This window comes from Stenotrophomonas sp. (assembly GCF_031995405.1).
Lineage (GTDB): Bacteria > Pseudomonadota > Gammaproteobacteria > Xanthomonadales > Xanthomonadaceae > Stenotrophomonas.
This window is the reverse complement of sequence record NZ_DAMAGC010000002.1, coordinates 1-16,540: the sequence shown is the minus strand read 5'-3', so window position 1 is coordinate 16,540 and position 16,540 is coordinate 1. Positions and strand designations below refer to the sequence as shown.

The 16,540-nt window shown below is 64.8% G+C and carries 11 protein-coding genes; 9 read left to right on the top strand and 2 right to left on the bottom strand.

Annotated elements, in window-relative coordinates:
- Positions 1-249: 249 nt before the first annotated feature.
- From RTO53_RS00565 to RTO53_RS00550, 4 genes are all read left to right on the top strand, one after another.
- The gene (locus tag RTO53_RS00565) at positions 250-1,122 is read left to right on the top strand and encodes a CfaE/CblD family pilus tip adhesin (RefSeq protein WP_312235957.1); all 873 of its coding nucleotides are present in this window, start codon (positions 250-252) and stop codon (positions 1,120-1,122) included.
- A 20-nt stretch (positions 1,123-1,142) separates the two neighbouring features.
- Positions 1,143-1,859, top strand: coding sequence for a pilus assembly protein (locus tag RTO53_RS00560; protein ID WP_312235956.1), 717 nt, complete (start codon positions 1,143-1,145; stop codon positions 1,857-1,859).
- 129 nt (positions 1,860-1,988) lie between these two features.
- The gene (locus RTO53_RS00555; protein WP_312235955.1) at positions 1,989-7,373 is read left to right on the top strand and encodes an ESPR-type extended signal peptide-containing protein; all 5,385 of its coding nucleotides are present in this window, start codon (positions 1,989-1,991) and stop codon (positions 7,371-7,373) included.
- An 83-nt stretch (positions 7,374-7,456) separates the two neighbouring features.
- Positions 7,457-8,323, top strand: coding sequence for a hypothetical protein (locus tag RTO53_RS00550; RefSeq protein ID WP_312235954.1), 867 nt, complete (start codon positions 7,457-7,459; stop codon positions 8,321-8,323).
- Between the two features lie 29 nt (positions 8,324-8,352).
- Here the strand turns inward: RTO53_RS00550 and RTO53_RS00545 are convergent, their stop codons facing one another.
- Both RTO53_RS00545 and RTO53_RS00540 read right to left on the bottom strand, forming a co-directional pair.
- Positions 8,353-8,997 carry a hypothetical protein gene (locus tag RTO53_RS00545; RefSeq protein WP_312235953.1) on the bottom strand — a complete coding sequence of 215 codons (645 nt, stop codon included), beginning with the start codon at positions 8,995-8,997 and terminating at the stop codon, positions 8,353-8,355.
- Between the two features lie 231 nt (positions 8,998-9,228).
- Positions 9,229-11,655 carry a penicillin-binding protein 1A gene (locus tag RTO53_RS00540; RefSeq protein WP_312235952.1) on the bottom strand — a complete coding sequence of 809 codons (2,427 nt, stop codon included), beginning with the start codon at positions 11,653-11,655 and terminating at the stop codon, positions 9,229-9,231.
- A gap of 224 nt (positions 11,656-11,879) precedes the next feature.
- Here RTO53_RS00540 and RTO53_RS00535 point away from each other — a divergent pair, with 224 nt between their 5' ends.
- The 5 genes from RTO53_RS00535 to pilQ form a co-directional block, all read left to right on the top strand.
- The gene (locus tag RTO53_RS00535; RefSeq protein ID WP_345784545.1) at positions 11,880-12,938 is read left to right on the top strand and encodes a pilus assembly protein PilM; all 1,059 of its coding nucleotides are present in this window, start codon (positions 11,880-11,882) and stop codon (positions 12,936-12,938) included.
- Positions 12,938-13,771 (top strand): PilN domain-containing protein, encoded by an 834-nt coding sequence (locus RTO53_RS00530; RefSeq protein ID WP_312235951.1) that lies wholly within the window; start codon positions 12,938-12,940, stop codon positions 13,769-13,771. Before RTO53_RS00535 ends, RTO53_RS00530 begins: the two co-directional genes overlap by 1 nt.
- On the top strand, positions 13,768-14,445 hold the full coding sequence (locus tag RTO53_RS00525; protein WP_312235950.1) for a type 4a pilus biogenesis protein PilO: 678 nt from the start codon (positions 13,768-13,770) through the stop codon (positions 14,443-14,445). Before RTO53_RS00530 ends, RTO53_RS00525 begins: the two co-directional genes overlap by 4 nt.
- 8 nt (positions 14,446-14,453) lie before the next feature.
- A complete protein-coding gene (locus RTO53_RS00520) occupies positions 14,454-14,975 on the top strand; it encodes a pilus assembly protein PilP (protein ID WP_312236010.1) in 522 nt (173 codons plus the stop codon).
- A gap of 19 nt (positions 14,976-14,994) precedes the next feature.
- Positions 14,995-16,540, top strand: a 1,546-nt coding sequence (gene pilQ, locus RTO53_RS00515; RefSeq protein WP_312235949.1) for a type IV pilus secretin PilQ, incomplete at its 3' end; no start/stop codon positions are given.

Below are 16,540 nucleotides of genomic sequence, written 5' to 3'. Positions count from 1 at the left end.
ATCCCACTGATCGGGTTGATGCTTGGATTCGTGCCTGGCTCATGGGCCCAGGCGCCAATCACAAAGCACCCCACGAGCGAATCGCTTCGTATTGAGCTCAGCTACGATAGATCAAGCGGCGCAGGAGATGTCGTGCTTTGGTCTCCACGCACCGTGCTGGGTTACACACGTGATGAAGCTGATCGCTATGGTGAGATTCACCTAACCTGTCTTTCTGATGGCGATTCCGAGAGAGGCCGGTGTCCCGTAGTGGATACGGCAGAAACAAGCACTACAGCGGGAACGATTCAGCTGCGCTTTGTCGAGAGGAGAAGCGGATTAAGGACTGACGTTAATCTTGTTGGATGGCTCGAGCGAGCCGAAAGCGGCCGAACCTGCAACAACGACTTCTGGCAAGTAGGGTTTCGGCCGTTCTGGACCTCCGCAAGAGCTGGTTGCTTCGATCCGGCGACCGGTACGGGCGCCGCCTTGTTGATCCACGGCGATGAGCTGGAAAAGCTGGTCGCAGGACGATGGGACGCAGTGCTGCAACTCAATCTGCGCGCTGATCCGGCTGGTCCAGTACTTGCCACCTACACCTTCACCTTCGACCTGACCATCACCGATCACAACAACGCGGCCATCTACTTCCCGCTGTTCGACCAGGTCACGCCGCACGTCGGCCTCAATATCGACTACAACCCGATCCATTCCCCGCCCAGCATCGGAGGTTCCGCCGGGTTGGACATGTGCCTGTATGACGGTCTCGGGTCGCAGAGCCCGTACCTGGAGGTGAACATCCGCGACGACGGTGCACCGGCGCCGGGCCGGCCTGCAGGCATGTACTCGGTCTGGCGCAAAGGCGGATCTGGGGACGAGGGCGAGCGGCTCGACTACGACATCACCCTGGATTACGGCGGCGCGATGCTGCCCATGCTCAACGTACGAACCGAACGACTGCCGGGAATCGACACCGCGCAACTGCGCCTGGTGGTGCTCCCCGGCATGACCCAGCCGGTGTACTGCGTCCCGACGCCGCTGACCCTGCGCACGCCGCGCGTGCCGGCATCGTCCAAGGCCCAGGGCTATTACGAAGGCAAGCTGCGCATCGAAATGAACATGCCGACGAGCTCGCCCCGATGAACGTGTCCGGAGATTCCGCCATGAACCACCTGCTGGCCCGGTGCCGCGCAGTGCTCCTTCTGCTGTCTGCCACGTTGGCGGCACCGGCGTCCGCCAACCTCAGCGTGCACCCGATGCGGCTGCCGGTACAGGACCACCGCGGGGGACAGATTCGCGTTTATTCGCAGACCCCGCGCGTGCAGTACGTGCAGACCCGGGTGCTGCGCATGGAGCATCCCGGCACCGCGAACGAACAGGAAGTCGAGGTTGCAGCGGGCCACACCGAGGGCATCGTGGTAACGCCAGCGAAGTTCGTGATTGCCGGCGGCGGCAACCGCCTGGTCAGGGTCATCCCGTTGGCGGCCGTGACCGAAGAAACCGCCTACCGCGTGTACTTTGAAGGGGTGGCGCCACCCAACGAAACCGGGACCGATGTGCCCACCGACGATGCCGCCAGTGCCAGCGTCGGGGTCAGTCTGGTGTGGGGCGCGCTGGTCCATCTCATCCCGGCGCAGCCAGTGCCCGACATGCGTATCGATGGGCGGAACCTGCACAACACCGGCAACGTGCGCCTGGGCGTCACCGGCGTCCAGGCCTGCGACGCACGCAATCAATGCACCACCCATGCGCTGGAGAAAAGCGTCTATCCGGGTGCGCGTCTGGCGCTGCCGTTCGATCCCGCCGATCAGCGCATCACCGTGACCTATCACCTCAGCTACGCAGGCTATCGCGAACACACGTGGATGCTGGCGCCCTGAGCGCCACCGTTTCGCGCTGACCCCTCCCGCCGTCCAGCCGACGCCCGGGACGCCCTGATGCGCGCCCCGTGGGCTGCGCCGGGCAGCTGTTGCCTTTCATTTTTGCCAACCACCCTGGAGAAACGTCCCGTGAATCGTATCTACCGCCTGATATGGAACGCCGCGCTGCAATGCTGGTGCGTTGCGAGCGAACATACGAAGGGTCGCACCAAGCGCACTGGCCGCCGTGCCTTGATGGGTGCCGCGCTGGTGTTGTCGCTGCCCGCTGCGGCAGAGTCGGATCCGCTTCCGGCGCCAGTGGCCGCCGAATCCGTGCCGGTTGTCTATCCCGCCTGGCTGCGCCTGGCGGATGTGCTGTCGGAAGATCCCGCGATGGCACCGCTCGCACGCACAGCAGGAAGCGCGCGCGCAGTTGTGCCCTATGCGTTGAGCTATGGCGAGGCCGTGGCCATTGGTACCAGTGCGGCCGCCAGGAGCGGTGCAGTCGCCCTGGGGCGGGGGACGCGCGCGGGGAATGAAGGGTCCATCGCGATCGGCGCCAACGCATCGGTACTGGATGGCGGCGGCGGCGTGCAGCGGATGGCGATCGGCTACCGCGCAAGTGCCGGGACTGCTGGCTGGAGTGGCGCGATGGCCATCGGCGGCGGCGCGCGGGCCGACTACGACGGGGTCGCGCTGGGCCACGACGCCAAAGCCACCGCCATAAAATCCGTGGCGCTGGGGCGTGAGTCGATTGCCGACCAGGCCAATACGGTGTCCGTGGGCAGAAGCACCTTGAAGCGCAGGATCGTCAACATGGCCGACGGCACGATCAGCGCGACCAGCAGCGACGCAGTGACTGGCAAGCAGCTCAATACCACCAATACCAACGTCACCACCGCCACCAACACGGCCAACACCGCAAAGACAGCTGCCGAAGCCGCGCGTACCGATGCCACGAGAGCGCTCACCCAGCTCAATGGCGCGCGCACCATCATCGGGCAATCCGCGACAGCGACCGGCACCAACTCGAACGCGATCGGTTACGCCGCAGCGGCCGCCGGCTCGCATGCCAATACCTTTGGCTACGCTGCGTCTGCGGCAGGCGGCAATGCGGTGGCGGTCGGCACCATGGCCATGGCTACCGGCAACAATGCGGTAGCAGTGGGCAACCGCTCCGGCGTGGACACCACCTCGGCAGATGGCCTGGCGTTGGGCACCAACGCGAAGGTCAATGCGAATGCCGGCAATGGCGTCGCACTGGGCGCCAACTCCGTTGTCACCGCCGCCAACAGCGTGTCGGTGGGCAACAGCAGCCTGAAACGAAAAATCGTGAACGTGGAGGATGCAACGCTGAATGCCAGCAGCACCGAAGCGGTCACCGGCAAGCAGCTCAATGCCACCAATGCGAACGTCACCACGGCTACCTCCACGGCCAACACTGCCAAGACCACGGCGGATGCGGCGAAGGTGGACGCCACTGCTGCGCTGACCCAGGCCAATCTGGTCGGGGGCCTGGTAGGGCAGGTTTCGGCAAGCGGCAATGTCCGTCTCGGCGCGCAGAATACCGGCACGGTGCTGGATGTGCGCAACAAGGCCGATGCGGTCCGCAAGGTGAGCGGTGTGGCCGATGCCACGCTGAATGCCACGAGCACCGAAGCGGTCACCGGCAAGCAGCTCAATGCCACCAATGCGAACGTCACCACGGCCACGACCACAGCCAATACTGCCAAGACCACGGCGGATGCGGCGAAGGTGGACGCCACTGCTGCGCTGACACAGGCCAATCTGGTCGGGGGCCTGGTAGGGCAAGTTTCGGCAAGCGGCAATGTCCGTCTCGGCGCGCAGAATACCGGTACGGTGCTGGATGTGCGCAATAAGGCCGATGCGGTCCGCAAGGTGAGCGGTGTGGCCGATGCCACGCTGAACACCACGAGCACCGAAGCGGTCACCGGCAAGCAGCTCAATGCCACCAATGCGAACGTCACCACGGCCACCACCACGGCCAACACTGCGAAGACCACGGCGGATGCGGCGAAGATCGACGCCACAGCGGCGCTGACGCAAGCCAATTTCGTGGGTGGACTTGTCGGCCAGGTTTCGGCGAGCGGTAACCTTCGCCTGGGTGCCGAGAACACCGGCACGGTGCTGGACGTGCGCAACAAGACCGATGCCGTCCGCAAGATCAGCGGCGTGGCTGACGGCGTGCTGAGCGCGACCAGCAATGAAGCAGTTACCGGCAAGCAGCTCAACACCACCAACGCCAACGTCACCACGGCCACGTCCACGGCCAATACTGCCAAAACCACGGCGGATGCGGCAAAGGTGGATGCCGGCGTGGCCCTGGCACAGGCCACTCTGGTCGGTGGTCTGGTCGGTCAGGTCTCGGCCAGCGGCAACGTCCGCTTGGGGGCTCAGAACACCGGCACGGTGCTGGATGTACGCAACAAAGCCGATGTGGCCAGAAAAGTCAGCGGCGTAGCGGACGGTGTTCTGAACGCCTCGAGCAGCGAAGCGGTCACCGGCAAGCAGCTCAACGCCACAAACACCAACGTCACCACGGCCACAACCACCGCCAACAACGCCCAGGCCACGGCGGACGCGGCGAAGGTGGACGCCACTGCGGCCCTGACACAGGCCACTCTGGTCGGCGGCCTGGTGGGACAGGTTTCGGCGAGTGGCAACGTCCGCCTCGGTGCCGAGAACACCGGCACCGTGCTGGACGTCCGCAACAAGTCTGAAGCGTTCCGCAAGATCACGGGCGTGGCAGATGGCGCGCTGAGTGCGACCAGTAATGAAGTGGTCACTGGCAAGCAGTTGAACGCCACCAACGTGGCGGTGAGCGAGCAGGGCAAGGAGGTGGCCGCCAATGCACAAGGTGTCAGCGGCAACCGCACCAGCATTGGCGCCAATCGTGATGATATTGCCAGTAATCGAAGCAATATCGGAGTGAATCGTGACGACATTGCCGCGCTGCGCGATGAGTTCGAGGGATACGTGCCGGATCTGGAGGGTGTGGTTACGTTCAATGCAGAACGCACGATCGTGGACCTGGAGGGGGCGCGTTTGACGGGGATTCGCGATGGAGATATCAGCTCTGCTGACAGCAAGGATGCCGTCACGGGAGGACAGTTGTTCTCCACAAATGAGCGGATCAGGTACGTAGAAGACCAGCATAACTTCATCGCCATCGGGACGGACGGCTTGAGTGCTCCTGCGTCCAACGGCGATCTTGCAATAGCGATCGGAAGTGACACCGTGGCATCAGCGAGCGGGTCGACTGCTATTGGCAGTTTTGCGAAAGCATTTGGGGTCAATTCCGTCGCACTTGGCCGCGGTTCATACGTGCGCGCCGGAGCGAACGGCGCGTTCGCGCTGGGAAGTAATAGTGAAGTGTCGGCGGAAGGTGGACTCGCGATTGGTTCACTCAGCTCGATAACTAGCAGTGCAATGAACTCCGTGGCGCTCGGGTTCGGATCGGTTGCCAGCGACGAGAATCAGCTTTCAGTCGGAAACGACTCACTCAAGCGGCGGATCTCGAACGTCGGTCGGGGGAGGATTGCTTCCGACTCGACCACGGTAGAACAACTCCAAGAGACGTTGGACGGGCTGGGGGGCGGTGCACGAGTAGGCTCGGCTGGCCAAATCATCGGACCCTTGTACTCTGTTCGGGATGCCGACTACACCAACGTCGGCGACGCATTGACCGCTCTGGACAATTCAGTCAACGATGCGGGCGCATCGATCGGCGCGCTTGACAACCGGCTCAACCACCTGTTCCAGGAAGAGGTCGCCACTCGCGACGACGGCGCTGGTCGCTTGGTGCTTGGCGGCGCTCAAGGCATGGTCCTCGGCAACGTAGCCAACGGCATGATCGCTGCTGGCAGTCGTGATGCCGTCAATGGCGGCCAGCTGTTCGTCACCAATCAGCGTGTAGCAGAGAACCGCGATGCCATCTCTGGGTTGCTTGAGGAGTTGAGTGGCGGGGGCCAGGGGGATGCTCGTAATCAGGATGTGGCAGATTCACCCGTTATCGATTTTGGCGGCGCGCGCTTGACGGGTGTGGGTACGGGGGATGCTACGTCGACTGACAGCAAGGACGCGGTTAACGGTGGGCAGTTGTATCGGACCAACGTCGAGGTTGCTGCGCTACAGGTGAAGGCCCAGTTCGTCGCGGTGGGGATAGACGATGATAGTCATGAGGCAGAGGCATCAATGCGAGGCTTAGCGGTTGGCGGTAGTGCTGTGGCCGGCGGAAATGGGGCTGTCGCTCTTGGCTACTATGCAACTGCTCTTGGTGCCAGCTCTGTCGCGCTAGGTCGTGGGTCTTACGTAAATGAACTCGGTGATCATGGCTTTGCACTGGGAACTGCAACAAGTGTCTGGGCAGCGGGTGGCATGGCCCTCGGTGCGATGACTGTTGTTGAGCGGGGCGCCGACAACGGAGTCGCACTTGGCCATATGTCCATTGTCAATGATGCGAATACACTTTCGCTTGGCAACAGTTCCCTCAAGCGCCGCATCGTCAACGTAGCCAACGGCACCGCAGACCATGACGCGGCCACCGTTGGCCAGATGAGGCGGATCGCGTCCGCGTTCGGCGGCAGCGTCGAGGTGGATGCGAGTGGCAACCCGCAAGCGCCCTTGTTCAACGTGCAGGGTGGTGAGTATCGCAGCGTGGGCGATGCATTGACCGCGCTGGACAGTTCCGTGAACGCTACGGACAAGTCGATTGGCGCGCTCGACAACCGGCTCAACCACCTGTTCCAGGAAGAGGTCGCCACCGGCGACGACGGTGCCGGTCGCCTGGCGCTTGGCGGCGCCCACGGCATGGTCCTCGGCAACGTCGCCAACGGCATGATCGCTGCCGGCAGTCGTGATGCCGTCAACGGTGGGCAGCTCTTCGAGGTGCGCAAGGACCTGCAGGGCCAGATCGACACGTTGGCCGGACGCGATGGCGAGCGGGTGGTGGTCGGCAGCCGTATGGCCGCACCGGGAGTGAGCGCCGTCGAGACCGGCGGCAACCCGGTGACGGATGCCGAGGCACCCGCGTCGGCCTCGGCGCCGGTCGCCAGCGACACCAGCACTCCGGAGGCGCTGGTCAAAGCCGAAGGCGACAACGCCGTCGCGGTCGGTAGCGAAGGCAAGGAGCGCAGCGTCAAGCACGTGGCCAAGGGCAGCGCCGATACCGATGCGGTCAATGTGGCCCAGCTCAACGACGTGCTGGATCGGGCCAAGGAGTACTCCGATATCGCGGTGGAAGGCTTGAACAAGCGGCTGGATGGCATGGACAAGCGCATCAACCGCATGGCGGCGATGAGCAGTGCGCAGAGCGCGATGGCGATGAATACCGCCGGCTTGAACACCTACAACCGCCTTGGCGCGGGCGTGGGCCATTCGGACGGCGAGTCGGCGTTGGCGGTGGGTTACCAGCGGGTGATCAACGAGCGTGGCTCGGCCACCTTCAGCCTCAACGGTGCCTTCACCAACAGTGGCGAGAAGACCGTCGGCGTGGGCTTCGGCGTGGGCTGGTAAGCGCGGGGCAGGGCCGTTCGCGGCCCTGCCCGTGTGTCGATACGAGGCGTGGCGGCACTCTGCCGCCACGCTGGTGATGCCGCATGCAGACGTCCTGCCCGACAAGGAACCCACCGATGTTGCTGGATGTAACGATCAAGAATTTCGCCCTGCCGCCCATGCCGGTGGACGAGGCCGCTGTCGCCGCGTTCGAGCAGCGTGCGCGCCAGGATCTGATGGCGCTTGGCTCCTATCTGAAGGACAAGGACAACCTGCTCGATGCCGCCGCGATGCAGGAACAGCTGTTCCCGGCGGTGAAGCCGGACGTGTTCCTGTGCCATGCCGCCGGCGACCGCCAGCAGGTAATGCAGTTGGCGGTGTCGCTGGAAGGCTTTGGCCTGGAGGTCTTCGTCGACTCCTGCGTATGGGGTAACGCATATCCGCTGCTCAACGAGATCGACGATCACTTTTCGCGACGATCCGATGTGCCTGGCAGCTATCGCTATAGCAAGGTCACCCGAACCGCAGCCAGCCTGCACATGATCCTCAACGCGGCGCTGCAGCGGATGATCGATGGCTGCGAGCTGTTCCTGCACCTGGATACCGGCAGTGTGCGGATCGAGGATTACGTGCAGGGCGGCCAGCATATCGGCGCGCCGTGGGCGCTGTCCGAGTGTCTGTTCGCGCGCCAGGTGGCGCGTCGTGGGCGTCCTCGACTCTCGCTCGACGCGTTCCGGGAGCGTAACGCGGCCCGGCCGGAAGCGAGCAGTGAACGGAGCGTGCGCTTTCGCGCGCCGGGCTCATCGCACGTGCTGGAATGGGCGGTGTTGGAACGCGCGATCGAGGATATACGGGGCCTGCCGTCCTCCACGCGGTGGCAGGAGGGCCCGTGGTTTCTGGACCACCTGTATGGCAAGTTGAGATTGAGCGACCACGAGAAAGACCTGCTGGGATGGCAGAAGGCGGCCTGACCGGCCGCCCCCGTCACCTCGCAGCGACCTCAACCCGCGAGGTAGCCATCGATCTCCGCCTCGGCAAGAAGGTCACGCAGCTGGACTGCCGAGGCCCTGCGCATCGGCCGCTCATCGATGGCCGACAACGGCGGCTGGCGCAGCGCATCGTAGGGCAGTACGGCGATGTCGAAGGTGAGTTCTTCGGCACTGAACACCCACACCGGCACATCCAGCACGCGTTCGCGATCGAGCCGAAGCCGGCGCGTGCGCGACTCGGCAGGAATGCCATGCTCGTCCAGGTAGCGCTGTACCGCGTCGGCATCATCGCTGTGCACCTGTAGCTGCACGGGGCTGTTGGCATCGGCGGTGCCCTCCAGCACCGGACCGCACAGACGCGGGGCAAACCCCCGCAGGAACTCCATCGCCCGCAGGGCGGCTTCGCGACGCTGGCGGAGCTGGGTGCCGTGGTCGGCGCCGGCGAACAGGCGCTGGTACTCGCGCAGCGCGTCTTCGATCTCGGCGTTGCGCGGCAGCGAGGCGTCATCGTGGATGTCCAGCCGGGCCGCCGCCTTGAGCTTGGCCTGGTGGTAGTCGCGGATGCCGCCTTCGGCCATCAGTCGGGCGGCTTCGTGTGCCAACCGGTGGCGACGCTCGCGGGTCTGGGTGGCTGCATGCTGACGGGCTCGATGCATGACCGGAACTCCTTGGCGACCTGCACCGCAATGTACACCGACGTTGTGACAACCGGGTAGAGCCACCCCATGGGTGGCTGTGGCTGAGATCAAGGATGACGTGCAGCCACCCATGGGGTGGCTCTACCGGGGGCGAGGGACGGACGATAGGCGGGCGGCGAATGGAAAAAAGGCCGGGCAATGCCCGGCCTGTGTTCGTCCGTGGTGCCGGGGCGTGCCCGGCGCCATCGATCAGAAGATGTCGAATGCGGCGTCGTCGGCCTGCTGCACGTGGGTGTCCACGTTGAACTCTTCGATCTTGTCCATGTCTTCCACCTTGACCCACTCGGTGGCACCGTTGAGGGTGGCCTGGACCATGCCCGAGGGCGGGTCGTTCTTGGCCACCGGGGTGTCCTTCAACGCGACGCGCATGTAGTCGATCCAGATCGGCAGCGCTGCCTTGCCGCCGTACTCCCGATAGCCCAGCGAGCGGAAGTCGTCGCGGCCAACCCAGACCGTGGTGGCGTAGGGGCCGCCGAAGCCGGAGAACCAGGCATCGCGGTGGTCGTTGGTGGAACCGGTCTTGCCGCCCACGTCTTCGCGGCCGAGCACCTTGGCGGCCGTACCGGTACCGCGCTGGACCACGTCGCGCATCATCGACACCAGCTGGTAGGCGGTGCGGGCATCGATCGCGCGCGGGGCGACCTTGGCGTCCGGATTGACCGGCTTGGGAGCCTCGACCGGCTGCTGCGGCTTGGCCGACGCGGTGGCGGCCGGTGCCGGCGTGGCCGCCGCACCGAAGTTGAAGCCGTCCACTACCTGGCTGACCGGCGCACCACCACTGGTGCCGGCACACTCGCGGCAGGCCATCGCCGGGTTTTCCTTGAACACCAGGTTGCCGTCACGGTCGGTGACCTGGTCGATCACCCAGGTATCCACGCGCGAGCCGCCGTTGGCGAATACCGCATAGCCACGGGCCACCGACAGCGGGGTCAGCGAGGCAGTACCCAGCGACATCGACAGGTTCGGCGGCAGCTCGGCCTCGGCGAAGCCGAACTCGCTGATGTACTTGCGCGCGTAGTCCACGCCCATGCCATCGAGCAGACGCACCGAGACCAGGTTGCGCGACTGCACCAGCGCCTCACGCAGGCGCATCGGGCCACGGAAGCCGCCGCCGTCGTTCTGCGGCGACCAGGTCTTGCCGCGCCGGTCGCGGAACACCACCGGGGCATCGAGCACGATCGAGGCCGGGTTGAAACCCTTGTCGAACGCGGCGGCGTAGATGAAGGGCTTGAAGCTGGAGCCCGGCTGGCGACGTGCCTGGGTGGCGCGGTTGAACTTGTTGCCGGAATAGCTGAAACCACCAACCAGCGCCTTCAGCGCGCCGCTGTCGGCATCCAGCGAGACCAGCGCGGACTGACCGCGCGGGATCTGGTCGATCAGCCACTCGCCTTCCTTCTCGCCGGCGCGCACGCGTACCAGGTCACCACGGGTCAGGAGCGAGGCAGGGGACTTGTTGACCCAACGGCTGGCCGCCACCGGCAGTACCAGCTCGCTGCGGTTGGCCAGCACTACCGTGGCGCTACCGTCAGCGGCGGTGGAAGCCACGATCGCCGGCAGCAGCCCGGACTGGGACGGGATCCCGATCAGCTTGGCGGCCAGGGCCTTGGCGTCGGCATCGGCGGGCACCTCGAAGTGCTGTTCCACGCCGTGCCAGCCGTGGCGATGGTCGTACACGCGCAGGCCGTTGCCGACCGCGACGTTGGCCGCAGTCTGGAGTTCGGCGTTGATCGTGGTGGTGACGTGATAGCCCTTGTTGACCACGTCGCCGCCAAAGCGGGCGATCATTTCCTGGCGGACCAGCTCGGCCACGTACGGGGCTTCGACCTGCACCGGCGGCTCGTGGGCGCTGGCGTGCATCGGCACCGCCTTGGCGGCGTCGGCCTCGGCCTGGCTGATGAAACCCAGGCTGGCCATGCGCTGCAGCACGTAGAAGTCGCGGCGCTCGCGGGCCCGCTCGGGGTTGCTGATCGGATTGCCCGAAGAGGGGAACTTGGGGATGCCGGCCAGGGAGGCCATTTCATCCAGGTCCAGCTCGCCGAGCTTCTTGCCGTAGTAGAACTCGGCGGCGGCGGCCACGCCGTAGGCGCGGTTGCCGAAGAAACTCTTGTTCAGGTACAGCTCGAAGATCTCGTCCTTGCTCAGCTCGGACTCGATCTTGCGCGCCAGCAGGATCTCGGCCAGCTTGCGGGTGTAGCTGTACTCCGAGCTCAGGAAGAACTGCCGGGCGACCTGCTGGGTGATGGTGGACCCACCCGGCACGCGCTTGTCGTTGGTCGTGGCCAGCAGCCACACCGCGCGGCCGATGCCCTTGTAGTCGACCCCGCCGTGCTCGTAGAAGCGCGCATCCTCGGTGGCCAGGAAGGCCTGCTTGAGACGCTCGGGAACCTCCTTCATGGTGATCGGGGTGCGCCGGGACTCGCCGAACACGGCCATCAGCTTGCCATCGCTGGCATAGACGTACATGGGCTCCTGCATCTCGATGTCGCGCAGGCTCTGCACGTCCGGAAGCTTGGAGGAAACGGCGTAGTAGAGGCCGCCTGCGACGGCCGCGCCGATGAGGGCCAGGACCAGGAAGGCGACCAGCAACCAGCGCAGCCAGCGGCGAAAGCGTGTCATCAGGGACAGATTCCGATTGCGAATTTCGTGGCCGCAGAGTATAGATTACGCAAGGGAACGGCTGGGGCCGATCCTGGGGAGCGCAACTCAATCATCGTCTGGGGACGCGTGAAACGTGCCGTGGTGCACGTTTCACAGCATGACGGTTGCGATTTGCAAAAAAAACGTTATTAATGCGCGGGCGCAGGTTCTGCGTCCAAGTGCCCGTCGGCAGGGGAGAAACCGTGGGGCTTATCCCAAAAAGCCAGTCGCCGCTTATTGGCGTCGACATCAGCTCGACTGCAGTAAAGCTCTTGCAGCTTTCCCGCAGTGGCAATCGCTTTCGCGTGGAACATTACGCTGTGGAACCACTTCCGCCGAATGCGGTGGTGGAAAAGAACATTGTTGAGGTCGAGGCTGTCGGTGAGGCTATCCGACGTGCCGTGAACCGTTCCGGTACCAAGGCCCGGCACGCCGCCGCCGCCGTGGCCGGTTCGGCGGTGATCACCAAGCTGATCCCGATGCCGGCCGACCTGGACGAGAACGACATGGAAGCCCAGGTCGAGCTCGAAGCGGTCAACTACATCCCGTACCCGATCGACGAAGTGAACCTCGACTTCGAAGTGCTGGGCGCCATTCCCAACAACCCGGAAATGGTCCAGGTGCTGTTGGCGGCGTCGCGTTCGGAGAACGTGGAGCTGCGCCAGTCGGCGCTGGAACTGGGCGGTCTGGTCGCCCGGGTGATGGACGTGGAGGCCTTCGCGGTCGAAAACGCCTTTGCCCTGGTCGCCAGCGAGCTGCCGATCGCCAGCGATGGCGTGGTCGCGCTGGTGGACATCGGCGCCACCATGACCACCCTGAACGTCCTGCGTGGCGGGCGGAGCCTTTACAGCCGCGAACAGGTGTTCGGTGGCAAGCAGCTGACCGACGAAGTGATGCGCCGCTATGGCCTCACCTACGAGGAAGCCGGTCTGGCCAAGCGTCAGGGCGGGTTGCCGGAAAGCTACGAAATGGAAGTGCTGGAGCCGTTCAAGGAAGCCACGGTCCAGCAGATCAGCCGTCTGCTGCAGTTCTTCTACGCCGGTAGTGAATTCAACCGCGTGGATCACATCGTGCTGGCCGGCGGGTGCGCGGCGCTAGCCGGGCTGCCGGAGATGGTGGAAGAACAGCTGGGCGTGGCCACCGTGGTGGCCAATCCGCTGGCGCAGATGACGCTGGGTCCGAAGGTACAGGCGCATGCCCTGGCCCAGGACGCCCCGGCGCTGATGATCGCCACCGGTCTGGCGCTGAGGAGCTTCGACTGATGGCGAGAATCAACCTATTGCCCTGGCGCGCCGAGCGGCGCAAGCAACGCCAGCGTGATTTCTACGGCATGCTCGGCTTCGCCGCCATCGGCGGGGTACTGCTGTCGCTGCTGATCTGGTTCTACTACGACCGTCAGGTCAGCGGCCAGGGCGAGCGCAATGACTTCCTGACCGCGGAAATTGCCAAGGTCAAGGAGCAGAACAAGGAGATCGACCGCCTTGACCGCCAGAAGGATCGTCTGCTGGCGCGCAAGAAGGTGATCGAGGAACTGCAGGCCAAGCGCTCGCAGATGGTCCACCTGTTCGACGCGCTCGTGCGCACCATTCCTGACGGGGTGGTGCTGACCGCGCTCAAGCAGGAAGGCGACATCCTCACCCTGGAAGGCCGGACCCAGTCCAACGCGCGGGTCAGTGCGTACATGCGCAACCTGGAAAGTTCGGGCTGGATGAGCAAGCCGGAACTGACGGTGATCGAAGCCAAGAAGCCCGACGAGGGCAAGGGCACGGTCGGCCCGGTCTCGGACATCAGCGCCTTGCCATACATGTTCGAGGTCAAGGTCACCCTGCCGACGCAGAGTGAACCGGTCAATGGCGTTGCGCAGGATGGCAGCGTGGTGGCGCCGACAGAGCCTGCGGTGAATCCCGCAGCACCGGCGGTGGCCCCGCTGTCCCCGGCCCCGACCCCGGGTCCGGCGGCTGTCGACCCGGCGGCCAATCCGTCCGCGGCACCGCCGGCGAGCCCGTCGGCCAAGCCGTCCGGCAGCCGGATCGCCCCGCCCGCCACACCTGCACAGCCGGCTGCGTCCAGTGCGCCGCAGAAGGGGGCCGCATGAGCAAGAAGATCAACATCAAAGAGCTGGACTTCAACAACATCGGCAATTGGCCGCAGCAGGCCAAGGTGGTGTTCTGCGCGCTGCTGTCACTGTTCATCGTGATCATCGCCTGGTTCGTGCTGATCAGTGGCAAGCGCGATGAGCTTGCCGGGCTGGAAAGCACGGAAGTGCAATTGCGTGCCGACTTCGAGAAGGAGCAGGGCCGTGCGGTCAATCTGGCGCCGCTCAAGCAGCAGCTGACCCAGATGGAGCAGGTGCTGCAGCAGATGCTGCGCCAGCTGCCCAGCAAGACCGAAATGCCGGACCTGATCATCGACATCTCGCAGACCGCGCTGTCCAGTGGCCTGATCAACGAGCTGTTCCAGCCCGGTGCCGAGCAGCCCAAGGAGTTCTACGCCGAAAAGCCGATCGCGCTGCGCATGGTGGGCAGTTACCACCAGTTCGGTGCGTTCGTCAGCGGCGTGGCCTCGTTGCCGCGCGTGGTCATCCTGACCATGCACGACATCAACCTGAAGCCCAAGGACCCCAAGACCGGCATCACCGCGCGCAGTGGCGCGCTGGAGCTGTCCGGTACGGTCAAGACCTACCGTTACCTGGACGAGCTGGAAATGGACGCGCAGGAAAAAGCGGCCGCCGCCGACAAGAGCGGTGCCAAGCCCGGAGGTACGCCATGACGCTGGGGATGACCGCAAGGCTCTGCGGCCTGCTGGCGCTGGTCCTGCTGGCCGGCTGCGCGCGGGGGGTGAGCAGCACCCCCGGCGATGCGCCGAACCTGACCAAGTGGGTGGAGGACGTGCGTGCACGCCCGGCGCCGCCGCTGGAACCGCTGCCGGTGATGCAGCAGTTCGAAACGTTTGAGTATTCCGCGCAGGGGATGCGCGATCCGTTCACCGATGCCTGGACCAATCCGCAGGGCGGCTCGGGGCTTCGTCCCGATCCGAACCGTCGCAAGGAGCCGCTGGAAGCCTTCCCGCTGGATGCCTTGGACATGGTGGGTTCGATCGGCAATGGGGGCGGGCTGGTCGCGCTGGTGATGGCGCCGGACAAGGTCACCTATCGGGTGCGTCCGGGTGTCTATCTGGGGCAGAGCGATGGCCGCGTGACCGGGGTCTTCGAAGACCGGATCGAACTGATTGAACTGGTGCCGGATGGCGCGGGCGGCTGGCTGGAACGGCCTGCATCGCTCGCGCTTGAAGATCAATAATGATTATGGGGATAGCACGATGACCTTTTTCAATGCCATGCGGCAGCGTCCCGACCGGCGCCCGAAGCTGATCCACCTGTGCGCGCTGGGAGTCGCGCTCATGGTGGCCAATGGCACGTTGCTGGCGGCAACGCCGACAGCAGCACCGACGCCGACGGCAACTGCGGCGCCGGCTTCGCTGGCGGTATCCAAGATCGATTTCAAGCGCGGTGAAGACGGCGCTGGCCGGCTGATCCTGCAGTTCGACGGCAAGGGCGCCAATCCGGACCTGCGCACCCAGGGCAACAGCGTGGTGATCGACGTCGGCAACGTGCGCCTGCCGGAGAACCTGCAGAAGTCGATCAATGTGACCGATTTCGTTACCCCCGTGCAACGCATTGATCAGAAGCCGTACGGCGGCGGCACCCAGCTGGTGCTCAACACCAACACCGCCTTCGAGTCGCTGGCCTACCAGACCGGCAACGAGTACGTGGTGGAGATCAGCCCGCGCAAGCAGGTTGCGGCCACCGGTGCGATCAACGCCACCGCGGTGACCCAGGCCGCCGCCGCCGTCGCCCAGCGCGGTTACAGCGGCAAGCCGGTGACGTTCAACTTCCAGGACGTGCCGGTGCGCACGGTACTGCAGTTGATCGCCGAAGAGTCCAACCTGAACATCGTTGCCTCCGACAGCGTCGAAGGCAACGTCACCCTGCGCCTGGTCAACGTGCCATGGGACCAGGCGCTGGACATCGTGCTGCGCGCCAAGGGCCTGGACAAGCGTCGTGATGGTGGCGTGGTGTGGGTCGCCCCGCAGCCGGAGCTGGCCAAGTTCGAGCAGGACAAGGAAGACGCGCGCATCGCCATCGAGAACCGCGAAGACCTGGTCACCGATTACATCCAGATCAACTACCACAATGCAGCGCAGATCTTCAAAGCGCTGACCGAAGCCAAGGGCATCGGCGGTGGCGGCAATGGTGGCGGCGGCGGCGGTGGTGGTGGCAGCAGCTCGCAGGAAGACAGCGGATTCCTGTCTTCGCGTGGTCGCATCGTCGCCGACGAACGCACCAATACGCTCATGATCAGCGACATCCCGAAGAAGCTGGCGCGCATGCGCGAGCTGATCAACGTGATCGATCGCCCGGTCGACCAGGTGCTGATCGAAAGCCGCATCGTGATCGCCACCGATACGTTCGCACGTGAGCTGGGGGCCAAGTTCGGCATCACCGGCAGTCGTGACAACGTGTTCTTCGGTGGCAGCACCGACGATACCCACGCCAACATCAACGATCAGGCCAAGGTCAACAACGACTACAGCAAGGCGCTGGCCGAGTGGGACGCCGGTGGCCGTACTGGTGCGATCCCGGTGCGCGCGCCGTACACGATCAATACCAGCAAGTTGAACTGGAACCTGCCCGTGGCCGCGGCCAGCAACCCCGGTTCGCTGGCACTGTCGATCCTCAACGCCGGTTACCTGCTGGACGTGGAACTGTCGGCCATGCAGGCCGAATCACGCGGCGAAGTGATCTCCAACCCGCGCGTGGTCACCACCAACCAGCGCGAAGCCACGATCAAGCAGGGTAAGGAAA